General features: G+C 20.5%; 26 protein-coding genes and 1 tRNA gene. 9 read left to right on the top strand and 18 right to left on the bottom strand.

All coding sequences use genetic code 11. From position 1 onward, the window contains the following. Nucleotides 1–3: 3 nt before the first annotated feature. A complete protein-coding gene (gene glnS / locus H0H39_RS02130; RefSeq protein WP_394798445.1) occupies nucleotides 4–1,632 on the bottom strand; it encodes a glutamine--tRNA ligase in 1,629 nt (542 codons plus the stop codon). A 122-nt stretch (nucleotides 1,633–1,754) separates the two neighbouring features. Between glnS and H0H39_RS02125 the strand changes: the two genes are divergently transcribed. Together H0H39_RS02125 and H0H39_RS02120 are read left to right on the top strand one after the other, a co-directional pair. Next, nucleotides 1,755–3,005, top strand: a complete 1,251-nt coding sequence (locus tag H0H39_RS02125; RefSeq protein ID WP_238785633.1) for a bifunctional folylpolyglutamate synthase/dihydrofolate synthase — start codon at nucleotides 1,755–1,757, stop codon at nucleotides 3,003–3,005. Nucleotides 3,006–3,039: 34 nt separating this feature from the next. After that, nucleotides 3,040–3,115 (top strand) — tRNA-Val (locus H0H39_RS02120). Between the two features lie 9 nt (nucleotides 3,116–3,124). Here the strand turns inward: H0H39_RS02120 and miaA are convergent. The 6 genes from miaA to H0H39_RS02090 form a co-directional block, all read right to left on the bottom strand. Continuing rightward, entirely contained in the window at nucleotides 3,125–4,036 is a 912-nt protein-coding gene (gene miaA, locus H0H39_RS02115) for a tRNA (adenosine(37)-N6)-dimethylallyltransferase MiaA (protein ID WP_185877249.1), read from the bottom strand. Continuing rightward, nucleotides 4,026–5,123 (bottom strand): chorismate synthase, encoded by a 1,098-nt coding sequence (aroC, locus tag H0H39_RS02110; protein ID WP_185877248.1) that lies wholly within the window; start codon nucleotides 5,121–5,123, stop codon nucleotides 4,026–4,028. The genes miaA and aroC overlap by 11 nt, the downstream gene beginning before the upstream one ends. 101 nt (nucleotides 5,124–5,224) lie before the next feature. After that, nucleotides 5,225–6,526 (bottom strand): MATE family efflux transporter, encoded by a 1,302-nt coding sequence (locus H0H39_RS02105; protein ID WP_394798444.1) that lies wholly within the window; start codon nucleotides 6,524–6,526, stop codon nucleotides 5,225–5,227. 96 nt (nucleotides 6,527–6,622) lie between these two features. Beyond that, nucleotides 6,623–7,714, bottom strand: a complete 1,092-nt coding sequence (gene gcvT, locus H0H39_RS02100; protein WP_185877247.1) for a glycine cleavage system aminomethyltransferase GcvT — start codon at nucleotides 7,712–7,714, stop codon at nucleotides 6,623–6,625. A gap of 15 nt (nucleotides 7,715–7,729) precedes the next feature. Then, the gene (locus H0H39_RS02095) at nucleotides 7,730–8,140 is read right to left on the bottom strand and encodes a 6-pyruvoyl trahydropterin synthase family protein (RefSeq protein ID WP_185877246.1); all 411 of its coding nucleotides are present in this window, start codon (nucleotides 8,138–8,140) and stop codon (nucleotides 7,730–7,732) included. Then, nucleotides 8,137–8,691: an isopentenyl-diphosphate Delta-isomerase gene (locus H0H39_RS02090; RefSeq protein ID WP_185877245.1), complete on the bottom strand. Its 555-nt coding sequence runs from the start codon at nucleotides 8,689–8,691 to the stop codon at nucleotides 8,137–8,139. The genes H0H39_RS02095 and H0H39_RS02090 overlap by 4 nt, the downstream gene beginning before the upstream one ends. A 17-nt stretch (nucleotides 8,692–8,708) precedes the next feature. Between H0H39_RS02090 and H0H39_RS02085 the strand changes: the two genes are divergently transcribed. Beyond that, on the top strand, nucleotides 8,709–9,155 hold the full coding sequence (locus H0H39_RS02085) for a PaaI family thioesterase (RefSeq protein ID WP_185877244.1): 447 nt from the start codon (nucleotides 8,709–8,711) through the stop codon (nucleotides 9,153–9,155). Nucleotides 9,156–9,185: 30 nt separating this feature from the next. Then, nucleotides 9,186–10,235: a chorismate-binding protein gene (locus H0H39_RS02080; RefSeq protein WP_185877243.1), complete on the top strand. Its 1,050-nt coding sequence runs from the start codon at nucleotides 9,186–9,188 to the stop codon at nucleotides 10,233–10,235. Here the strand turns inward: H0H39_RS02080 and H0H39_RS02075 are convergent. Further along, a complete protein-coding gene (locus H0H39_RS02075) occupies nucleotides 10,225–11,523 on the bottom strand; it encodes an NAD(P)/FAD-dependent oxidoreductase (RefSeq protein WP_185877242.1) in 1,299 nt (432 codons plus the stop codon). The genes H0H39_RS02080 and H0H39_RS02075 overlap by 11 nt on opposite strands. A gap of 91 nt (nucleotides 11,524–11,614) precedes the next feature. Between H0H39_RS02075 and H0H39_RS02070 the strand changes: the two genes are divergently transcribed. Further along, nucleotides 11,615–12,328, top strand: coding sequence for a zinc metallopeptidase (locus tag H0H39_RS02070; protein WP_185877241.1), 714 nt, complete (start codon nucleotides 11,615–11,617; stop codon nucleotides 12,326–12,328). Here H0H39_RS02070 and H0H39_RS02065 read toward each other — a convergent pair whose 3' ends face one another. Genes H0H39_RS02065 through nusB form a run of 4 tightly spaced genes read right to left on the bottom strand, consistent with a single transcriptional unit; the run spans nucleotide 12,329 to nucleotide 14,332 of the window. Further along, nucleotides 12,329–12,454 (bottom strand): 30S ribosomal protein THX, encoded by a 126-nt coding sequence (locus H0H39_RS02065; protein WP_185877240.1) that lies wholly within the window; start codon nucleotides 12,452–12,454, stop codon nucleotides 12,329–12,331. It abuts the gene before it with no gap. After that, nucleotides 12,438–13,070, bottom strand: coding sequence for a dephospho-CoA kinase (coaE, locus tag H0H39_RS02060; protein WP_185877239.1), 633 nt, complete (start codon nucleotides 13,068–13,070; stop codon nucleotides 12,438–12,440). Before coaE ends, H0H39_RS02065 begins: the two co-directional genes overlap by 17 nt. Then, nucleotides 13,067–13,393 (bottom strand): preprotein translocase subunit YajC, encoded by a 327-nt coding sequence (gene yajC / locus H0H39_RS02055; RefSeq protein ID WP_394798443.1) that lies wholly within the window; start codon nucleotides 13,391–13,393, stop codon nucleotides 13,067–13,069. Before yajC ends, coaE begins: the two co-directional genes overlap by 4 nt. 57 nt (nucleotides 13,394–13,450) lie before the next feature. Then, nucleotides 13,451–14,332: a transcription antitermination factor NusB gene (gene nusB / locus H0H39_RS02050; protein ID WP_185877237.1), complete on the bottom strand. Its 882-nt coding sequence runs from the start codon at nucleotides 14,330–14,332 to the stop codon at nucleotides 13,451–13,453. An 80-nt stretch (nucleotides 14,333–14,412) separates the two neighbouring features. On the opposite strand from nusB, the gene H0H39_RS02045 reads away from it, so the two are divergent. The 3 genes from H0H39_RS02045 to H0H39_RS02035 all read left to right on the top strand — a co-directional run bounded on the left by H0H39_RS02045 (nucleotide 14,413) and on the right by H0H39_RS02035 (nucleotide 17,201). Further along, nucleotides 14,413–16,146, top strand: a complete 1,734-nt coding sequence (locus tag H0H39_RS02045) for an ABC transporter ATP-binding protein (RefSeq protein WP_185877236.1) — start codon at nucleotides 14,413–14,415, stop codon at nucleotides 16,144–16,146. Between the two features lie 84 nt (nucleotides 16,147–16,230). Continuing rightward, nucleotides 16,231–16,629, top strand: a complete 399-nt coding sequence (locus H0H39_RS02040) for a DUF3276 family protein (RefSeq protein WP_185877235.1) — start codon at nucleotides 16,231–16,233, stop codon at nucleotides 16,627–16,629. A gap of 83 nt (nucleotides 16,630–16,712) precedes the next feature. Beyond that, nucleotides 16,713–17,201 carry a KdsC family phosphatase gene (locus H0H39_RS02035; RefSeq protein WP_185877643.1) on the top strand — a complete coding sequence of 163 codons (489 nt, stop codon included), beginning with the start codon at nucleotides 16,713–16,715 and terminating at the stop codon, nucleotides 17,199–17,201. Between the two features lie 108 nt (nucleotides 17,202–17,309). On the opposite strand, the gene groL is transcribed toward H0H39_RS02035, so the two are convergent. From groL to pncB, 6 genes are all read right to left on the bottom strand, one after another. Then, nucleotides 17,310–18,959: a chaperonin GroEL gene (gene groL, locus H0H39_RS02030; RefSeq protein WP_185877234.1), complete on the bottom strand. Its 1,650-nt coding sequence runs from the start codon at nucleotides 18,957–18,959 to the stop codon at nucleotides 17,310–17,312. A gap of 63 nt (nucleotides 18,960–19,022) precedes the next feature. After that, complete coding sequence (locus tag H0H39_RS02025; RefSeq protein WP_185877233.1) at nucleotides 19,023–19,301, bottom strand: co-chaperone GroES; 279 nt, start codon at nucleotides 19,299–19,301, stop codon at nucleotides 19,023–19,025. A gap of 103 nt (nucleotides 19,302–19,404) precedes the next feature. Further along, on the bottom strand, nucleotides 19,405–19,647 hold the full coding sequence (gene secG, locus H0H39_RS02020) for a preprotein translocase subunit SecG (protein WP_185877232.1): 243 nt from the start codon (nucleotides 19,645–19,647) through the stop codon (nucleotides 19,405–19,407). Nucleotides 19,648–19,755: 108 nt separating this feature from the next. After that, nucleotides 19,756–21,039 carry a sigma 54-interacting transcriptional regulator gene (locus H0H39_RS02015; RefSeq protein WP_185877231.1) on the bottom strand — a complete coding sequence of 428 codons (1,284 nt, stop codon included), beginning with the start codon at nucleotides 21,037–21,039 and terminating at the stop codon, nucleotides 19,756–19,758. 21 nt (nucleotides 21,040–21,060) lie between these two features. Beyond that, entirely contained in the window at nucleotides 21,061–22,404 is a 1,344-nt protein-coding gene (gene miaB / locus H0H39_RS02010) for a tRNA (N6-isopentenyl adenosine(37)-C2)-methylthiotransferase MiaB (RefSeq protein ID WP_185877230.1), read from the bottom strand. A 57-nt stretch (nucleotides 22,405–22,461) separates the two neighbouring features. Further along, nucleotides 22,462–23,640 (bottom strand): nicotinate phosphoribosyltransferase, encoded by a 1,179-nt coding sequence (pncB, locus tag H0H39_RS02005; protein WP_185877229.1) that lies wholly within the window; start codon nucleotides 23,638–23,640, stop codon nucleotides 22,462–22,464. A gap of 221 nt (nucleotides 23,641–23,861) precedes the next feature. On the opposite strand from pncB, the gene H0H39_RS02000 reads away from it, so the two are divergent. Then, the gene (locus tag H0H39_RS02000; protein WP_185877228.1) at nucleotides 23,862–24,143 is read left to right on the top strand and encodes an RNA recognition motif domain-containing protein; all 282 of its coding nucleotides are present in this window, start codon (nucleotides 23,862–23,864) and stop codon (nucleotides 24,141–24,143) included. Nucleotides 24,144–24,244: the final 101 nt, after the last annotated feature.

Genomic DNA, 24,244 nt, shown 5'->3' with positions numbered 1-24,244 from the left:
ATATTATTTCCATTTGTTTTTTATAGATACAGTCTTTATAAAATTTATTATTTCATTTTTTATTTTATATAAATAAAAATATCCTATTCTTTGAAATTGAAAATGTTTTTTTGATTTTATTGCTTCTTTTATATAAATTTCTGCATATCCAATTATTTTTTCCTTTGATTTATAGTTAACATATTTATGTAAATCTTTTATTATATTAGGATTTTTATCATTAAATAATGAATGATATAAGATTATATTTATAGGTATGTTATATTTAATAGGCACCCAATGTATGGTGCTTTTTACTTTTTTTTTACTTGTTCCAGATTTGCTTTTAGGATCATAAGTACAATATATTTCTTTTATTTTTCCATTATTATCTTTTTTTATAGAATTTGCTTTTATTATATATGCATTTTTTAATCTTACTTCGTTTCCAATATAAAGACGAAAAAAATTATCTTTTTTTTCTTCTAAAAAATCATTTTTTTCGATATAAAGTTCTTTACAAAAAGGAATTTTTCTATAACCATAGTTAATATTTTCTGGATTATTTTCTGCTTTTAACCATTCAATAGTGTTATTAGGATAGTTTTTTATAATTATTTTTATTGGATTTATTATTACCATAATTCTAAAAGCAATTTTATTTAAGTGTTCTTTAATTTGAAATTCTAAAAGAGATAAATCAATAACATTATCTCTTTTTGTTATTCCTACTTTTTTAATAAAATTTTTTAATGATGCAGAAGTATATCCTTTTTTTTTTAATCCTGATATTGTTGGTATTCTTGGATCATTCCATGAATTAATAATATTTTTATCTATTAAATATTGTATTTTTCTTTTACTTGTTAAAGTATAACTTAAATTTAATCTAGAAAATTCTATTTGTTTTGGTTTTATTTTATTTTTTAAATTATTATCAAATATTTCGTTTAAAAACCAATTGTATAATGGACGTTTATTTTCAAATTCTAATGAACATAGAGAATGGGATATTTGTTCAAAATAATCACATTGTCCATGAGTCCAATCATAAGTTGGATATATACACCATTCTTTTTTAGTTCTATGATGACTTTTTTTTATGATTCTATACATTATTGGATCTCTCATATTTATGTTAGATGATTTCATATCAATTTTTGCTCTTAATACACAAAAACCTTCTTTAAAAAATCCGTTTTTCATCTTTTTAAAAAGATATAAATTTTCTTCTACAGATCTATTTCTATTTGTACTATTAATTCCTATTTCAAAGTAATTTTTTCTTTGAAATTGTATTATATTTTTAGGTTGATCATCTATATAAGCTTTATTTTTTTTTATTAGTTTTATAGCTAGATTGTATAGATTATAGAAATAATCTGAAGCATAACTTTCTTTATCCCATTTAAATCCTAGAAATGTAATATCTCTTTTTATACATTTTATAAATTTTTGGTTTTCTTTATTTGGATTTGTATCGTCAAATCTTAGATTAACAGGAGAATTATATTTTTTTCCTAAATCAAAGTTTAAGCATATAGCTTTTACATGTCCAATGTGTAAATAACCATTTGGTTCAGGAGGAAAACGAAATTTGATTTTTTTTTTAGAAAGACCATTATTTATATCATTTTCTATAATTTTTTCAATAAAATGAGAATATGATTTTATGATATTTTAATATTTTTTATTTTAAAACAATTTAAAATTTTTGTTTGAAAAAAATATATTTTTGTGATAATTAATTTTTATTATTGTGGAATTTGAATTATTTGAAAACTGTTAAATGGATTTTTAATCGTATTCCAAGTTATCAAGAATTTGGGTTAAAATATTTTAAACCAGGTTTAAATAGAATAAAAAAATTTTGTAATTATTTAGGTGATCCCCAAAATTTTTTTAGAATTATTCATGTTGGAGGAACAAATGGAAAAGGTTCTACAGTAAATATGTTATATTCTATTTTACAAGAAGAGGGATATAATGTAGGATCATTTACTTCTCCTCATATAATAGATTTTAGAGAAAGAATATCTTGTAACGGATTTTATATAGAAAAAAATTTTATTGTTGATTTTATTAAAAAAAATAAAAAATTTATTGAAAAAGAATCTATTTCATTTTTTGAGATGAATACAGCTATGGCTTTTCAATATTTTAAAGAAAAAAAAGTATATATAGCTGTTGTTGAAGTTGGAATGGGGGGTAGATTAGATTCTACTAATGTCATAAATCCAGAAATATCTGTAATTACAAATATTAGTATAGATCATACAAAATCTCTTGGAAATACAAAATTAGAAATAGCAAATGAAAAATCTGGAATAATAAAAAAAAATTTATCAGTAATAATAGGTAATATTTCTAATAATTTAAAAAAATTTTTTTTAAAAAAAGCTTTAAGAAAAAATTCTCCAATATATTTTTCTACAAAAAAAAAAAATAATAATATCTTAAATAAATACAAAATTCCATTTAAAAGTATAAACTATCAAGTTTATAATACAGGATTAGTTTTGAGTATTATAAATATTTTGAATAAGAGAAAATATATAATTGTATCAGAAAAATCTATAAAAAAAGGATTAAAAAATATAATAAAAAACACAAATTTTAAAGGAAGGTGGCATGTTATAAAAAAAAATCCAAAAATTATTTGTGATATTGCACATAATGAAGAAGGATTTTTCATGATTAGTTCTCAACTAAAAAAAGAATCTTATGATAGATTACATTTAGTACTAGGATTCGTAAAAGAAAAAAAAATTAGTTCATTATTAAAATGGTTACCAAATGAATCTTATTATTATTTTTGTCAACCTAATATAAAAAGAAAATATGATATTAAAAATTTAAAAATTATTGTTAATAAAATATTTTTTAATACAGATAAAAAAAAAATAAATTTTTATGATTCTGTAAAATTAGCTTTTTTTTGTGCTAAAGAAAATTCAAATTCTAATGATTTAATTTTAGTTTCTGGTAGTACATTTGTTGTATCAGAAATTTTTCTATTATTATAATTTTTTTCTTACATTTGGATATATATAAATAATAGGGCAATTAGCTCAGTTTGGTTTAGAGCATCTGTTTTACACGCAGGGGGTCACTGGTTCAAATCCAGTATTGCCCATACTTTATATTATTGAAGTTTTTGATTTATAAAATCAATAATATTATATTTTTCTTTTGGATTAAACCATTTAATTTTTTTATCTTTTCTATACCAAGTTATTTGTTTTTTTATATATTTTCTAGTATTAATTTCTATTAAATTTGTAATATTTTTTATTTCAGAATAAATATTTTTTTTTTCTTTTATAAAATTAAATATTTCTTTATAACCTATAGTTTGCAAACTTCTTAAATTTCTGTAAGGAAACAATTTTATTGCTTCTTCTATAAGTCCATTATTAACCATATTATTTATTCTATTTTTTATATTAAAATAAATTTCTTTTTTTGATAATATCAATCCAATTTTTATTATATTAAAATTTCTATATAATTTTTTCTTTTTAAAAAAAAAAGAAGGACAATGACCTGTAGATTTAATAATTTCTAAATATCTAATTAATCTAACTGGATTATTTATATCTATTTTTTCATTTATATTTAATAATTTAAATTCTTTTTGCAAAAATTTAATTCCATTTTTTTTAAAACTAGAAATTAATTGTTTTTTTATATTTAAATTAATATCTGGTATAAATGATAATCCTTCTGTAACAGCTTTTTCATATAATCCTGATCCTCCTACCATAATTATTGTAGAATATTTATTAAATAATTTTGTTATTTTATTTAATGAATCTATTTCGAATAATTTAGCATTATAGTTTTGAAAAATACTTAAATGTCCAATAAAATGATGTTTAATATAAGAAAGATCATTAATATTTGGCATTGATGATCCAATTTTTAGTTCTCTATAAAATTGTCTAGAATCACTAGATATAATTTCAGTGTTTAATTTTTTAGCTATAAATAATGATATTTTAGTTTTTCCTACTCCAGTAGGACCTATAATAGTAATTATGAATTTATTTTTCAATATTTTTTTTTATTAAAGAATATTTTGATAATTTAGAATACATCCAATAATCAACTAAAACTAAAGCAGCCATTGATTCAACTATAGGAATTGCTCTAGGTAATACACATGGATCATGTCTACCTTTTCCTTTTATATCAACAATATTTCCATGCTTATTTATAGTTTTTTGTATTTGCATTATAGTTGCAACTGGTTTAAAAGCTACTCTAAAATAAATATCCATTCCATTTGATATTCCTCCTTGTATTCCTCCAGAAAAATTAGTTTTAGTTTTTCCATTTTTGTAGAATAAATCATTATGTTTAGATCCAGTTAATTTAGTTCCATTAAAACCACTACCATATTCAAATCCTTTAACAGCATTAATAGATAACATAGCTTTTCCTAATTCTGCATGAAGTTTATCAAAAATTGGTTCTCCAATTCCTATTGGAAGATTTTTAATTACACAAGTAATAATTCCTCCAATTGTATCTCCTTTATTTTTAATTTCTTTAATTTTTGAAATCATTTTTTTAGAAGTATTAGGATCAGGACATCTAACTATACTTTTTTCTATAGATTCTTCAGATAGATTTAATTCTTGATAAGGTTTATTTAAAATAATATTTCCTATACTAGAAACATATGCTGTTATATTTACATTTTTTATTATTTGTTTAGCTATAGATCCTGCTATAACTCTACATACAGTTTCTCTTGCAGAAGAACGTCCTCCTCCTCTATAATCTCTTAATCCATATTTTTTATCATAGGTAAAATCTGAATGTGAAGGTCTATATACATCTTTTATATGTTTGTAATCATTTGGGTTATAATCTTTATTATAAATTATAAATCCAATAGAAGTTCCTGTTGTTGTTCCATTAAAAATTCCAGATAAAAAAATTACTTTATCTAATTCATTTCTTGGAGAAACAATATATGATTGACCTGGTCTTCTTCTATTAAGTTCATATTGAATTTTTTCTAAATTAATTTCAATTCCAGCAGGACATCCATCTATTATTCCTCCTAAAGCTTTTCCATGACTTTCTCCAAAAGTGGAAACTTTAAATATATTTCCAAAAATATTTCCTGACATAAAATAAATATAGTTTTTTAAACTAATAAAAAATTATAGTGATAGTTATTTATAAAATATAATAAAATAATATAATTTTTTTTTAAACATATTTAGAACTATTATTTTTTATATTTTTTATTTTTTTTGATAAGTTTTTCAATCATAATTTCATATCTTATAAATAATAATATAGCAGATATAGTTAATCCTAATCCTAATCCTATCCATACTCCATTACCTCCAATTTTTAATGATAAATACCAAGATATTGGTAATGCAATAATCCAATAAGAAAAAAAACTAATAAACATAGGAATTTTTACATCTCGCATTCCTCTTAATATTCCTAATATAATTCCTTGTATTCCATCAGAAATTTGAAAAATACTAGCAATTACAATCATTTCTGTTATAATAGGAGCTATTTCATAATCATTTTTTTTTATATATATATAGGGTATATAATTTTTAAAATAAAAAAATAAAAAACTAAATAATAACATAAATATAGATCCCATGAAAATTATAGATGTACCTATTTCTTTTAATTTAGAATATTTTTTTAAAGAAAATTGACTACTTATTCTTATTGTTGCTGCTACTGAAAATCCTGTGCTTAATAAAAAAGTAGATGAAACTAAATTTATTACTATTTGATGTGCAGCTAAAACTTTAACTCCATATTTACCAGATATAAAAGAAGAAACAGCAAAAGCACCCATTTCAAATAACATTTGTAATCCAGAAGGAATACCTATTTTTAATATTTCATTAATATATTTTTTATTAAATGTAAAATATTTTATATAAAGTAAATATTTACGTATTTTTCTATACATAAAAAGTATTATTATCATACCAAATAACATAGAAAATCTTGCTATTAAAGTTGAATATGCAACACCAACAACACCTAATTTAGGAAACCCATAATCTCCACTAATAAATAAATAATTAAATATTATATTTATAATTGCTGATATCCATGTTATAATAAGACTTGGATAAACTAAAGATAATCCTTCTGAAAATTTTCTTAATAATTCAAAAATTATCCATGGAAAAAAAGATATAGATAAAATTTTTAAAAATTCAATTGTTTCATTTAAAATTTCTTTTGGTTGCCCCAAATATGGAATAACAAAAAGAAATTCATGAATTAATATATATACAATAATAGATAATATTAATCCCAATATTAAACTATGAAAAAGGATCATAGATCCTTCTTTATACTTTTTTTTAATATCTATTGATGCTATTAATGAAGGAATAGATGCTGATATTCCTAATCCAAAAATTACTGATATAAAAAAAACAGCATTAGCAAGTGAAACTGATGCAATAGCTTTTCTTCCAATAACACTTACCATAATATTATCAAATAATCCTACACATATATTTCCTAACTGAGCAAATATAACGGGAAAAGATAATAGAAAATTAATTTTAAAATGTTTTAAATATACTTTAATAATTGTTTTTTTTATATTTTAATTAATTTCAATATATATTAATTATTTATTTATTATAATAAATGGTAGCTTTTTTTTAAAAATAGGAATTTTTTTGTTTCTTGTTATTAAATAAATTTTATTATTTTTATTTTCTTTTGTTAAATAACATAATCCTATACATTGTTTTAAAATAGGAGAATAATTACCAGAAGTTACATATCCAATTTTATTATTATCATCTACTAATATATTTCCTTTTCTAGGAATAATATTTATATTTTTTTCTAAATAAAAAGATGATAATCTTTTATACGTTCCTATTTCTTTTTGTTTTATTAATATTTTTTTTGAAATAAATTGTTTTTTAAATTTTACTATCCATGATAATCCAGATTCTATAGGTGTAGTTTTTTCTGAAATATCATTACCATACAAACGATATCCCATTTCTAATCTTAAAGAATCTCTACTAGATAATCCACATGGAACAATTTTTTCTTTCCCAATATTTAATATTTCATTCCATATAATATCAACATATTTATTATGAACAAATATTTCAAATCCTATAGATCCCGTATATCCTGTATTAGATATAATAACGTTTTTTATTCCACATAATTCACCAATTTCAAATTTATAGAAAGGAATTTTTTCTAATTGAATAGATGTTAATTTTTTAATATTATATAATGATAATGGTCCTTGTATAGATAATAAAGAATATTCTTGTGAAATATCAATTAATTCTGTTCCATTTTTTTTTATATATTTTTTTATCCAATTTTTATTTTTTTCAATATTTACAGCATTAACTATAAGTAATAATTTATTTGTTTTCAATCTAAAAATTACTAAATCATCTATAATTCCTCCATTATCATTTATCATACAATTATATTGAGCTTCTCCTATTTTTAATTTAAAAATATCATTAGTTGTTAAATATTGTATTACATTATTTGCATTTGATCCTTGTATTATAAATTTCCCCATATGACTAACATCAAAAATTCCTGAATAATTTCTTACATAGATATGTTCTTTTATTGATGAACTATATTGAAGTGGCATATAAAAACCAGAATAATTAATCATCTTTGCGTTAAGATCAACATGATTTTTATATAATGTTGTTCTTTTTATGTTCATATTTCTTTTTTTGTATTATTTTCCATCATATTCAACAAAATTATTTATTGTTTCATATAAAGTTATTTTCAATTCAAAATATTTTGGTATTGATTTTCTAATTTTATTCCATATAAATATTATAATATTTTCTAATGTAGGGTTGATTGATGAAAATTCTTTTATATCTATGTTAATATTTTTATGATCAAAAAATTCTTCTATTTCTTTTTTCATAATTTTTTTCAAATCATATAAATTGAAAACTAATCCAGTTTCTGGATTTATTAATCCTTTTACACTTACTATATATTCATAATTATGTCCATGATAATTTGGATATGCACATTTTCCAAATATTTCTATATTTTTTTGTTTTGTCCAATAATTATTATAAAGTTTGTGTGCTGCACTGAAATAACCTTTTCTATTAATAGTTATTTTCATAAAATATTATTTGTTAATTTTTTTATATACTTATTAAGTATTATTTTTAACCATACAGTATATGATTTAGAAAAAACATTAATATTATTTAATAATTTATTTAAATTTATCCATTTCCAACTTTCAACTTCTTCATGATTTATAATTGGATTTTTTTCATAATATCCAATAAAAACATGATCTAATTCATTTTCAATTAATCCATTATTAAATATTTCACAATATGTAAAACAAAATTTATATTGTAATTTACAATCAAATCCCATTTCATTCTTTAAACAACGATGTGCTGCATTTAAAATAGATTCATGTTTATTTGGATGACTACAAGATGTATTAGTCCAAAGAAGAGATGAATGATACTTTTTAGATGATCTTTTTTGTAACATTAAATTATTTTTTTTATTAAATATAAATACAGAGACAGCACTATGTAATAATCCTTTTTTGTGAATATTTTCTTTTTTATCGAATCCTATAATTTTATTATTTTTTTTATTTAATAATGGAATAAAATATTTATCTATTTTTTTATTTTGGTTATTTACCATAAAATTTAAATTTAAAAATGAAAAAAAATATAAAAAATTTTTTGTTTGAATTAAGAAAATTAAGAAAAAATAATTTTTTAGATTTTATAAAAATTAAGTTTATCTATATTTCTCCTAATGTAAATATTTTAATAACAAAAATCCCCATTTACAAAAGGTTTCTTAATCCATTTGGATATTTACATGGAGGAATTACGGCTTCTTTAGCTGAAACAACAAGTTGTTGTTTATCTTTTTTAAATATAAAAAATATAATGGATAATGATGCAAAAAAATTACAAATATTTAGTGTTGATATGTCAATAAGTTATATTAAAAATATTAAAAATGGATCATTATTTTCTAAATCTGAAATTATTAACAAAGGTAAAATGATTCACTTTATTAAGTGTAATATATTTAATGAAAAAAAAATAATTATAAGTTTTTGTAAAATAACTAATGTTATTGTTAAATATAAATAAATATTAAAAATTTTAAATTCATTTTTTTTTATGAAAAAAATAAGCGTAATATCTATGTATAAAAAAATTATACAAAATTATAAGGATCGTAATAAATTTGTAATTTTTAGAAAACCTAATGAAAATAAAATATTCATTTATTTTAATTGTAATTATTGTAATAATGAATCTTTTTTCTTAATTAAGAGTTTTGATAATAATAAAACTATTAAAATATTCCCTAAAAAAATTTATTATGTAGAAATAAACAAGAATAATATTAATAATTATTATAACAAAAATAATTTATTTATAAAAAATTTTTTAAAAAAAAATTTTTCATATGAATATAAAAATTTAATTAAACTAGCAATTAAAAAAATTGAAAATAGTATTATAAAAAAAATTGTTGTTTCTAACAATGTTAAAATACCTATGAAATATGAAAAAATTAATTTAAAAAAAACATTTGAAAAATTATTAATTTTTTATCCAAATACGTTAATTAGTTTATGGTATGACTCAAAATATGGATTTTGGATTGGATGTACTCCAGAATTATTAATAAAATATCAAAACAATATATTAAAAACAACAGCATTAGCTGGAACCATTTGGGGAAATAAAAAATGGACAAAAAAAGAAATAACAGAACATAAAATAGTTATAGATTATATAATAAATTCATTAAAATGTTATAAAAAATATTTATATATAGATAAAACTGAATCATTAGATATAGGAAATCTAAAGCATTTAAAAACAAATATATATATATATAATTACAAAAATTTCAATTATTTTAATATTTTAGAAAAATTATACCCTACTCCATCTATATGTGGATATCCTAAATATGAATCAATGAATTTTATTAAAAAATATGAAAAACATAATAGAAATTTTTATTCTGGATATATGGGTCTTATAGATAAAGATTATATAGAATTATATGTTAATTTAAGATGTGCAGAAATAAATAAAAAAAAAATAATATTATATGCAGGAAGTGGAATAATTATAAATAGTAAAATATATCAAGAATATTTAGAAACATATAAAAAAATTGAAAGTATTATTTCTAATATTATTATTTATTAACTGATTTTTTTTTTCTATAAAACGGTCTTATAATTAAACGAACACTTTTATTATAATGAAAATATTGAATTATCCAATTTGTTAATGCTATTATTCTATTTCTAAATCCAACTAAACTTACTAAATGAACAAACATCCAAATTATCCAAGCTAAAAATCCTTTTAATTTAATAAAAGGAAAATCACAAACAGCTTTATTTCTTCCTATAGTAGCCATTGATCCTAGATTTTTAAATCTAAATGGTTTAATATTTTTTTTGTTTATTAATAAATTATTAAAATTATAAACAAGATAATTTCCTTGTTGTATAGCTGGAGGAGCTGTCATAGGATATCCATTTGGATAAATATTATTTGTTTCTATACAGTAAGCTACATCTCCAATTGCAAAAACATTTTTATATGCAATAGTTTGTAATCTGTTGTTAACTAATAATCTATTATTTTTTATATCTTTTTCCGTAAAACCATTTATTATAGCACCTTTTACTCCTGCTGTCCATATAACATTAGCTGTTTCTATATATTTATTGTTTTCTATAAAAATAATTTTTCCATTATAATCTTTTACTAAACAATCTAACCATATAGTAACACCTAATTCTTTAAGATTTTTATAAGCTTGATTAGCTGATTCTATAGACATTCCATCAAGTAATCTTGGAGAAGCTTGTAAAAGATAAATATTCATACATTTATGATCCAAATCTGGATAATCATTTGGTAGTACATATTTTTTCATTTCAGCTATAGCACCAGCTAACTCTACTCCTGTAGGGCCTCCTCCAACTATAACAAAAGTCATTAATCTTTTTTTTTCCTCAATATTATTTACTAATAAAGCGGATTCAAAATCTTGTAATATAAGACTTCTTAAATTTAATGCTTCTGGTATAGATTTCATTGGAAATGCATAAAATTCTATATTCTTATTTCCAAAATAATTAGTAATAGATCCTGTTGATATAATTAAATAATTATAAAACAAATCTCCAATATTTGTATGTATTTTTTGATTTTTAATATCAATAAAATTAACATTAGCTAATCTAAAGAAAAAATTTTTAGTTTTTTTTATAATATTTCTAATAGAATGAGCTATAGAATCTGGTTCCAATCCTGCAGTAGCTACTTGATATAATAATGGTTGAAAAGTATGATAGTTATTTTTATCTATAAGTACAACTTGATATTTATCTCTTCTAAGTTTTTTTGCTACTTGTAATCCAGAAAATCCAGCTCCAATAATTACCACTCTTTCTAAATTTTTTTCTGTTGGAATATTCATAATATTCAAGAATTTGATGCAGTATATACTAATTTATATTATATTTTCGTTTTTAATAATAAATCAATATTTTTGTTAAAAAAAATTATACATGGGTTATTATTTTATTGTAGGTATTATTTTTATTATAAATAATATTATAAATGCTATTTTAAAAAATAGACTTAATTTTTATTCAAAAATTCGTTTAAATTCTAATATGAACGGTAAAGAAATAGCAGAAAAAATGTTATCAGATAATGGAATTTTAGATGTAAAAGTTTTCTTAATAGAAGGAGAATTAACTGATCATTATAATCCTTCTAATAAAACTATAAATTTAAGTAGTAAAATATTTAATGAAAAAAATAGTGTTTCAACAGCAGTTGCTGCACATGAATGTGGGCATGCATTGCAACATAAAATAGGATATAGATTATTAAAAATACGTAATGGACTAACATACATTCTGAATTTAAGTTCTAAAATGGCATACTTATCCATGATAAGTGGATTGGCTATATTTTATGGATCAGAAGGTGGATATTCTATAATTCTTAAAATAGGATTAGTTTTATTTTTTCTAGTATTTATATTATCAATTATAACATTACCAATAGAATTTGATGCTAGTAGTAGAGCTTTAAATTGGTTGAAAAACAATAATATAGTAAATAATAAAGAATTTTTTTATGTAAAAAAAACTCTTAAATGGGCGGTATTGACATATGTTTTTTCAATGTTAAGTAATCTAGTATCATTAATGTATTTTACCTCTTATTTTAAGAAAAATCATGATTATAATAAAGATGAAAAAAATAATTAATTAATTTTTTTTATTATTGTTAGTTTTATTTTTTTTAGAATTTTTATTTCTAGGATTTGGACGTAAATTTCCATATGTTTTATTTACAATTTTTCCTCTTCTAGTTTTCTTATCTCCTTTTCCCATAATTAATTTTTTTTATTATTGTTTTATGTATTTTATGTGATTTTTTTTTAAGTTGATCAATTGATAAATTATTATCAATAATAATTATATTATTACTATTTACTTTTATATCGTTAATTTTTAATTGATTATTCAAACGATTTATAATTTGTAATTCATTTAAATTATCTCTTTTTATAATTCTTTTTATTTTATTTTCTAAAGATGAATTCAATACAATGATTATATCACAATTCTTATAACTTCCACTTTCAAATAAAGTAGCTGATTCTTTAATAAGATATGGTGGAAAATTATTTATTAATAATGATTTTTTCCATAATTCAAAGTCTATTTTAATTAATGGATAAATAAGTTTACATAATAATTTTAGTGCATAAGAATTTTGAAAAACAATTTTTGATAAATAACTACTATTAATTATTCCCATTTTTGTATAGGAATTTTTTCCAAAGTATTTTATTATATTACTTTTTAATAAATTTGATTTATTCATTATTATTTTTCCTCTTTTGTCTGAATAATATATTGGTATATTATATTTTTTCATAAAAGAAGAATATAAAGTTTTTCCAGAACCTATATTACCAGTTATTCCTATTAATAAAGATTTCATTTAAATAATTGTTTATTTTTATTTGTAGAAATTTTTTCTTTATTATTATTTTTATTATTATTGTTACAATAACGAAGTATTGTTAAATCTTTAGATATTGTATTTTTTTCAAGTTTTATCTTTCCTAATACAGTTTCTAATACACAAAAATTATCAGTTATATTTATAATTCTTCCATGTATTCCTGAATTAGTTACTATATAATTACCTTTTTCCAAATTTTTTTGAAATATTTTTTCTTTTTTTTGTTTCTGTATTTGAGGACGTATCATAAAAAAATAAAATACTATAAAAATTAATATAAACATCCAAATCGTGCTCATAACAGAATTTTGTTGAAATAATAAAATAAACATAATGAAATTAAATTATAATTTGTTTTATATTTTAAAAATTTTGTTTTTTTTACGTAAATATTTATATATTTGATCTAATATTCCATTAATAAATGTTTTACTTTTTTCCATACAAAAAATTTTTGTTATTTCTATATATTCATTTATAGTTACTTTTGGAGGAATATTTGGAAAATATAGAAATTCACATATAGCCATTTGCAATATAATTAAATTTATAATTGATATTCTATTTACATTCCAATTATCAGATATAAAATTTATTAGTTTATTGAATTTATTTTTATTAATAATTGTGTTACGATATAGATAAATAATAAATTTTTTATTTTCAATATTATAATTATATAATTTAAAATTTGGAGACGTGGAATATTTTATTAGTTGCAAAGTTTTACATACCATATTATGAGCAATATATATATTTTCTTGTCCATTATTATATAATTCTTCTACTTTATATTTTAAAATATTATTAGTAATAAATAAATTTTTATAACATTTTATTAAAAAATTTTTTTCTTCTTCAAAAGAATTTAAATTTTTATCTAAAGAAATATCTTTCATTTTTTTTAAAAAATAGAATATAATTGAATTTTTTTTCCATAAATTTTTAGGAGAATTATATAAATTTAACAAATCTTTATTACAAGATAAAATTTTAATTACAGGATTATAAGCAAACTTTTTTTCAAAAATTAATTTTTTATTAGGATATTTTTTTTCTATTATAAAAATATTATCTCTAATTACTAAAATTAAACAAAGAAAAGACATATAAATATTATATAATTCTTTAATGCTATGAAGCATATTTTTTTCAACTTGATATAAATTTATCTTGGATAGTTGTTGAGCATATAAAAATTGTAATATTATTATACGATAATTTCTCCTAAATGACATTATTTAAATAATAAAAACTTAAAATATAATTATATAAAAAACAAAAGTTAAAAAATTTATATTTTTGCATATTGGTTGTTATGATTGATTTATTAATCTTTAGTAAGAAGTATTGTCGCAAATATAAGTTACGTTTATGCATAGGATTATTATTGATAATATTATCAAATATATTAACAATAATTCCTATTCCATATATAGGTAATTCTATTAATATAATTAAAGATTTATTATTTGATATTTCTAAAAAAAATTTAAATATTAATTATATAAATAAAATTTTTTTATATACAAGTATAATATTAATTATTCCAATTATAGGGGGAATAGTAAAATATTATATGAGACAATTTATAATAACTACATCTAGAATGATAGAGGTAGACATAAAAAATGAAATTTTTTCACATTATCAAAAATTAGGATTATCTTTTTATAAAAAAAATTCTACAGGAGATTTAATGAATAGAATTACAGAAGATGTTTCTTTTATAAGACAATATATAGGTCCTGGAATGATGTATTTTATTAACTTAATAAGTTTATTTACTATAGTATTTATACAAATGTTCAGACTTGATAAATCATTGACTATTTATGTTGTAATCCCTATTCCTATATTATTTTTAATTATTTATTATTTAAGTTCTAATATTGCAATATGTAGTAAAAAAGTTCAAGAATATCAATCTAATATATGTTCTTTTATTCAAGAAACTTTTTCTGGAATACATATTGTAAAATCTTTTTCTTCAGAATATTTATTTTATAAAAAACATAGAAAAATTGTATTAGAATATAAAAAAAAAAATATTAGTTTATCTATATATGAATCTATATTATATACTATAATAATATTTTTTATAGGTGTTAGTCATTTATTAATTCTTTTTTTTGGTGGAATAAAATATTTTAATGGAGAAATAAAAGAAATAGGAATTATTGCAGAATTTTTTACATATATAAATATATTAATATTTCCAATAGTTATATTAGGATGGGTTGTAGTTATAATAGAAAGAGCTAAGGTTTCAAAAATACGTATAAATAAATTATTAAATGAAAAACAAACAATTTATAATGTAAATAAATTTGAAAAAAAAAAATTATATGGAAAAATTCAATTTAAAAATGTAAGTTTTTCATTTAATAATTATATTAATTTAAATATATTAAATAATATATCATTTAAATTAATGAATGGAGAAACATTAGTATTAACTGGAGAAGTAGGATCTGGAAAAACTACTATAGGAAAATTAATATTAAGATTATATAATGATTATCAAGGAGATATATTAATAGATAATTATTCTATAAAAAATTATAATTTATATAATATTAGAAATAATATTGGATATGTTCCTCAAGAATCTTTTCTTTTTTCTGATTCTATTTATAATAATATAGCATTAGGAAGTATTAAAAAAGTAACTAAAGAAGAAATATATAATGCTGCTAAAAAAGCTATGATAAATGATGAAATTATTAATTTTAAAAATGGATATAATACAATGGTAGGAGAAAAAGGGGTTACATTATCTGGAGGACAAAAACAAAGAATATGTATAGCAAGAGCACTTATAAAAAATCCTAAAATACTTATATTTGATGATAGTTTTTCTGCTATAGATCAAAAAAAAAGAAAGTTAATTATAGATTGTATAAAAAAAAATATGAAAAATATTACTACTATTATTATTACACATGATATATCATATATATCTAATTTTAATTTACTGATAACATTAAAAAAAGGAAAAATATTTAAAATAAAAAATTTTAATAAAAAAGATTTTTTTAATCATAAATAAAAAAAATGTATTAATACATTTTTTTTATTTTATTCATATTTGTTTTATATTATCATAATGAAAAAACAATAAACAATAATCAAAATGGAAGAAAAAGAAAGTATTAAAGAAAGAAATGAAATTTGTTCAAGGACTTTAAAAACTGGAAGTCGTACATATTTTTTTGATGCAAGAGAAACAAGAGCTGGTGATTATTACTTAACTATTACTGAAAGTAAAAAAAATTATTCTAATACAGGAGAAATAACTTATAAAAAACATAAAATTTATTTGTATAAAGAAGATTTTTCGAAATTTCAAAGTATACTTGATGATATGATTAGATTTATTATAAATGAAAAAGGAAGAGAAGTAATATCAGAACGTCATCAAAAAGATTTTAAAAATCATTCTTCATATACTCAAGAATATTCTAATAAAACAATTCAAAAAAAATCATCTAAAATAAAAGATTTTACAAATGTAAATTATAAAGATATATAAATAGTTTAATTTTTAATTGTACATTCTTAGTGTTTTTCAATATAATATAAAATGAAATTATAATTAAATTGATTATGGGATATATGAATATAATGAATGATATAAATACTTTTATATTTGATGTCGATGGCGTCCTAACTAATTGTAAGCTTAATTTATTTCCAGATGGAAATATGTGTCGTCAAATGTCAGCTAAAGATGGATATGCTATACAATTAGCAATAAAAAAAGGTTATAATTTATGTGTAATGACTAGGGGATCAGATTTAATGGTATTTCAACGTTTAAAAAAATTAAAAGTTAACCATATTTATCAAGGAATAAATAATAAAAAAAAATATCTCAATATATATTGTAATATTTTAAATATTAATAAAAAAAAAATTCTTTATATGGGAGATGATATTCCTGATATTGATATTATGAAATCTGTAGCACTTCCATGTTCTCCTATAGATGCTGTTCAAGAGGTTAAAGATATTTCTAAATATGTTTCTCCTAAAAAAGGTGGAGATGGTTGTGTAAGAGATGTTATTGAAAAAACTTTGAAAATACAAAAAAATTGGATATAATAAAAAAAATAGTGTCAGAAATAATGACACTATTTTTTTTTATTTTAATATAAAAAGATATTATAAAAAATTTAAATTTATCGTATTCCTTTACATTATAATTTTATTCTACATCATTCCACCCATTCCTCCACCTCCTGCTGCAGAACCTGGCATTGGAGGAGTCATATTTCCTTCATCTTTTTTGATTTCTGTAACAACACATTCAGTTGTTAATAACATCCCTGAAACTGAAGCTGCATTTTCTAATGCTACTCTTGCAACTTTTGTTGGATCAATTATTCCTTCAGATATCATGTTTTTATATTCACCCATTTTAGCATCATAGCCAAAATCTCCTTTTCCTTCAGAAACCTTTGCTACTACGACAGATCCTTCTCCACCTGCATTAGCAACAATCTGACGTAAAGGCTCTTCTAATGATCTTCTTACTATTTGTATTCCAGTATCTTGATCAGAATTTTCTCCATTTATATTATCTAAGGCTTTTATAGCTCTAACTAAAGCTACACCCCCTCCGGCAACTATACCTTCTTCTACTGCAGCTCTAGTTGCATTCAATGCATCATCTACTCTATCTTTTTTTTCTTTCATTTCTACTTCAGAGGCTGCTCCTACATATAAAACAGCTACTCCTCCAGCTAATTTAGCAAGACGTTCTTGTAATTTTTCTTTATCATAATCAGATGTTGTAGTTTCTATTTGTGCTTTAATTTGATCTATTCGTGATCTTATATCTCTTTTATTTCCTCCTCCATTAACAATAGTAGTATTATCTTTATCTATAATTACTCTTTCAGCTTTTCCTAGCATGTTTAATTTAACATCCTCTAATTTACTTCCTGTTTCTTCAGAAATTACAGAACCTCCTGTTAAAATAGCTATATCTTCTAACATTGCTTTTCTTCTATCTCCGAATCCTGGAGCTTTTATGGCTGCAACTTTTAATGTTCCACGAATTTTGTTTACAACTAATGTTGCTAAAGCTTCTCCTTCTACTTCCTCGGAAATTATTAGTAATGGTTTTCCTGATTGAGCTACAGGCTCTAATATAGGAAGTAAATCTTTCATAGCAGCTATTTTTTTATCAGATAATAGAATTTGAGGTTGATCAAACTCTGTTATCATTTTTTCAGTATTTGTTACAAAATAAGGGGATTGATATCCTCTATCAAATTGCATTCCTTCAACTACATCTACTGATGTATCTGTTCCCTTAGCTTCTTCTACAGTTATAACACCTTCTCTTCCTACTCTTTCAAATGCATCTGCAATCAAGGCTCCTGTTTTTTCATCATTATTTGCTGATATAGATGCTACTTGTTTAATTTTTTCTGTATTTCCTCCTACTTCTCTAGATTGTTTTCTTAAATTTTGTATTACTATTTTTAATGCTTTATCTATTCCTCTTTTTAAATCCATTGGATTTGCTCCTGCTGCTACATTTTTTAGTCCTTCTCTAACAATAGCTTGAGCTAATACAGTAGCAGTTGTAGTCCCATCTCCTGCAACATCATTAGTTTTAGAGGCTACTTCTTTAACCATTTGAGCTCCAAGATTTTCTATAGAATCTTCTAATTCAATTTCTTTAGCTACAGTAACACCATCCTTAGTTACTTGAGGTCCTCCAAAAGATTTCTGTAATACAACATTTCTACCCTTTGGTCCCAAAGTAACTTTTACTGCATTAGCTAACGCATCTACACCTTTTTTCAATTTGTCTCTTGCTTCAATATCAAATTTAATATCTTTTGCCATAATTAAGGTTTTTTTTATAATTAAAATATAAAATAAAATTAATTCTATTACTTATTTATATACTTATATAACAGCAATTACATCAGATTCTCGCATTATTAAATATTCTTCCCCTTCCCATTTTAATTCTGTTCCAGAATATTTACCATATAATACTCTATCTCCTTTTTTTAAAGTCATAGGATCATTTTTTTTTCCTTTTCCTACTGCTATTACAGTTCCTTTTTGCGGTTTCTCTTTTGCTGTATCAGGTATTATTATTCCTGAAGCTGTTTTTGTTTCAGCTTGGTCAGGATGTACAAGAACACGATCTGATAAAGGTTTTATCTTTACTTCCATCATAACTGAATAATTTTTTTAGTTTTTATAAATAACTCTAATTATATTGGAGTGCCAAAAATGTGCCAAGTTATATAACATGTCATTATGACATTATTTTATTATATTATTTCATCAGTAGATAATTAAATATTAATATTAATAATAATATAATAATAGATAAAATCCATGTAAAATTATTTAAAAATGAATTTGTTCTTTTAACTCCAAAAAATCTAAAATTTTTTTCCATAAAAGATTGATTTATACTTTCTTTTTTAGGACTTTGTATCAAAATAATAAATATAAATAAAATAGATGCTATAATAATAAAAAAACTTACTATGTTTATTGAGAAAGTATTATTCATTTTTTATAAAATATGATTATAAATTTAATTCTATTATAAATATTGTTAATTTTTTTAATTTTAAAAATTAATTATTTTGAAAAAAAATATGAAAATAAAAAATATTTTTTATAGTCCATATTGTTTTATTTTCCTATATAATGTTCTTTCTGAAATACCTAGTTCTTTGGCTGTTTTTTTTCTTTTTCCTTTATTTTTTTTTAATATTCTTTGAATAAATTCAATTTCTTTTTTTTGTAAAGAAAAAGAATTTTGAATGTTTTCTTCAACACATTCATCATAATCTTCTATAATTTTTTCTTCAGAAGAATTTTTATTGTGATCCAATTTTTTTAATTGTACTATTGAATTATTTGTTATTTCAGGATTTTTATTAGAATTTCTATTTGTTATTCTCTCAAAAACTTGGTTTATAAGATCATTATTTTCTTTAAAAAATCTAGAATTTTGATTATTCTTTATTAATTGATAAACAATATTCTTTAAATCATTAAGATTTTTTTTCATATCAAATAATATTTTATAAATAAAATCTCTTTCTCTATTATTATGAAAAAAATTATCATTATTTAAATCTCTATTTAATTTTGATAATGATAATGATGGAATATTTTCTGGAATATATTCTTTTAATTTTTCTATATTTATTTCTCTTTTAGTTTCTACAACTGATATTTGTTCTATTAAATTTTTTAGTTGTCTAATATTTCCAGGCCATGAATAATTTTCTAAATATTTTAAAGAATTTTCTGTTAATGTTATTGATGGCATTCTATATTTTTCTGCAAAATCATTAGAAAATTTTTTAAATAAAAATTTAATATCATCTTTTCTAGATCTAAGTGATGGAATATTTATTTGTACTGTGTTTAATCTATAATATAAATCCTCTCTAAATTTTCCTTTATTTATAGATTCTATCATATTTAAATTTGTTGCAGCAACAATTCTTATATCAGTTTTTTGAATTTTTGACGATCCTACTTTAATAAATTCTCCAGATTCTAAAATTCTAAGTAATCTAACTTGTGTTGTTAATGGTAGTTCTCCTACTTCATCTAAAAAAATAGTACCTTTATTTGCAACTTCAAAATAACCTTTTCTCATATTTGTTGCTCCAGTAAAGGATCCTTTTTCATGTCCAAATAATTCACTATCAATAGTTCCTTCTGGTATTGCTCCACAATTAACAGCAATATAAGAATGATGTTTTCTACATGAATATTTATGAATTATTTTTGGAATAAATTCTTTACCAACACCACTTTCTCCAAGTACTAATACAGAAATATCTGTAGGAGCAACTTGTATCGCTTTTTCTAAAGCTCTATGTAATGCACAATCATACCCAATAATTCCAAACTTTTGTTTTATATTTTGAATAGATTCCATTTTTATTTTTATACATTTTTTTTATATCATATAACCTATTAATGTTGCTGATGTTACTCTTTTTACTTTAACAGAAACTAAATCTCCTATTTTTGTATATAAATTTTTTGGAAATACAACAACTAAATTTTGTTGATTTCTTCCATACCAATGTTTATTATTTTTTTTTGAAGATCCTTCTATTAACACTTTTTGTTTTTTATTTAAAAATTTATTCATTCTATATAATGAATGCTTATTTTGTAAATTTATAATTTCTTGTAATCTTCTTTTTTTTATATGATCTGGAACATTATTAACTAATTTGTTATATGCATATGTTCCTGGTCTTGGAGAATAAGAAAACATATATCCATAATTATATTTAATTTTATTCATTAAATCAATAGTATCTAAATGATCTTTTTCTTCTTCATTACAAAATCCAACCATAATATCATGAGATATAGAACAATTAGGAATAATTTTTCTTATTTTATTAATTAATAATAAATAATCTTCTTTAGAATATTTTCTATTCATTAATTTTAATATTTTATTACTACCAGATTGTACTGGAAGATGAATATGATTACAAATATTTTCATATTTAGAAATTATTTCTATTACATCATCTGACATATCATGTGGATTAGATGTTGTAAAACGAATTCTTATATCTGGAATATTTTTAGCTAACTTTTCTAAAAGATGAGAAAAATTTAATACAAAATTATTTTTTTGTTTCCATTTATAAGAATCAACATTTTGACCTAAAAGTGTTATTTCTTTATAACCAAGGGTATACAGTCTTGTACATTCTTTTATAATAAAATCAGGATTATTACTAATTTCTCTTCCTCTTGTAAAAGGTACTATACAAAAGGTACACATATTATTACATCCTCTTGTTATGCTTAGAAAAGTTGTTACCTTTTTTTCATATAAATTCTTATATGGATAAATATTGTCATATGATTCTTTTTTTTTATCAAAAAAAAAATCCGTATTTTTTTTTTTGTATGATCTGTATGATATGATATTTGGAATTTTTTTATATGAATTTGGATTTATAAAAAAATCTATTTTATTTTTATTTAATAAATATTCTTTAAATTCTTTGGAAAAACAACCTATCATACCAAATAATGATCCATTTTTTTTTAAATGTTCAAATTTATTTAATTGATTTATTATAGTTAATTCTGATTTTTTTCTAATAGAACAAGAATTAAAAAAAATAATTTTTGCATCCTTTATATTTTCAGATAATGAATATCCATTTTTTAATAAAATAGATGATACTATTTCACTATCTGAAACATTCATTTGACATCCATAATTTTTTATATAGAATTTATTAATTGTTGAATCATCTTTGTTCATATTAATAATATAATTTTTCGTTAATTAATTTAAGTTTATAAAAAATATTATAAAATATTATAATAAATGAATCATTTTTTTAGCTATAGAAATCATTTTTTTTTCTCCAGTATATTTTTCTTTTGAATTAGATAATTTTACAACTGGTATCCATTTTTTTTTTATTAATACTTTTGTCATTTTTATGACTATGTTCATAGGAGGAACTCCAACATCATTTGTAAAATTAGTACCTATACAAAAAATGGGATTTATTTTTTTTTTACAAAAAGATAAAATATGTTTTATTTTGTTTGGGTCTAGATTATCTGAAAATATTATCTTTTTTTTCATAGGATTAATTTTAAAATTTTTATAATGATTTATTGTTTCTTTAATAAAATTAATTGGATCTCCACTATCATGTCTTATACCTTCATATATATTTGATAATTTTTTATTAAAATTTTTAAAAAAAATAGAAGAAGTATATGTATCAGATAAAGCAATATTTAATTTTTTATTATTATAAATTTTTAACCAATTTTCCATTGATATTTGATCTGCAATATTAAATCCATATTTAGCTGCATGAAACATAATCCATTCATGGCCTTGTGTTCCTATAGGTTTTTTTGAAAAAATTTTAGATAAATGAACATTGCTACTTCCTATAAAAGAATTATTTCCTTCTTTTACTAAAATTTTTAATATAAGTTTATGTATTTTATAAGAAAATCTTCTTCTTGTCCCATATTCTCCTACTTTTATATTCATTTTTTTATATTTATTTATTTTTTCTTTAGTTATTTTTATTATATCATTATTTGATAATCGTTTGATACCAATCATTTTATAATATAATTCAGAAATTATAGCCATTAATGGAACTTCCCATAAAATAATTTTACTCCATAATCCTTCTATATTCATTTTAATAGTAGATCCATTTTGATAAATTTTTACTTCTTTTGGATTATATTGATATTTTTTTAAAAAATTAAGATAAGAGTTATCTAAACAAGGACAGAATTTTTTTAAAAATATTTTTTCATTATTAGAAAGTTTTAAATAAGCCATTTTATCTAAATTTTCTTTTAGAACTTTAGAAAAATTTTTTGGAAAAATATATTTTCCTCTGTTAATAAATTTGTATTTAGTTTTTATTAATGGAAATAATTTAATAACAGCATTTTGCATAGTAAATTTATAAAAATCATTGTCTAATAATGATGATATAATAGAAATATTATTCATGACATAAATAATTCTTTAGAAAAAATTATATTATATGATTATGTTTTTTTATTTTTTATTAACAAAATAATAATTTATTATTTTAACACAATAAACACAATAAAATATCATCAGTTATATTCAATTATATTCAATAATTATAACAGTTTATGTATTTTTACTTTTTATGCAAAGAAATATTTCTCTAAATTTGTTTTATTAAAACAATTTATAAATTAAATATGGACAATAACACAAACACGAAATTATACGTAGGAAATTTATCATATGATATGACAGAACAAGAATTAAAAGAATATTTTGAGTCTGTAGGAAAGGTTAATCATGCAAAGATAATTTTTGATGAATCTACATCAAATAAAAGAAGTAAAGGATTTGGATTTATAGAAATGTCTAGTGAAGAAAATGCAAAAAAGGCTATAGAAAAATTAAATGGAACAGAATTCATGGGAAGAAATATTGTTGTATCAGCAGCTAGACCAAGAACAAAAAAAGATTTTTAATCTAAATTATTTTGTTTTTTTATGCGCTTACATCTGTTTGTACTAACATTTTTAAAAAAGATTTTTAATCTAATATTTTTTTAAATTATTATGTTGTGATC

This window comes from Blattabacterium cuenoti (assembly GCF_014252315.1).
Taxonomy (GTDB): domain Bacteria; phylum Bacteroidota; class Bacteroidia; order Flavobacteriales; family Blattabacteriaceae; genus Blattabacterium; species Blattabacterium cuenoti_AI.
The sequence above is the reverse complement of the archived record's forward strand: the minus strand, read 5'-3'. Positions and strand labels throughout refer to the sequence as shown.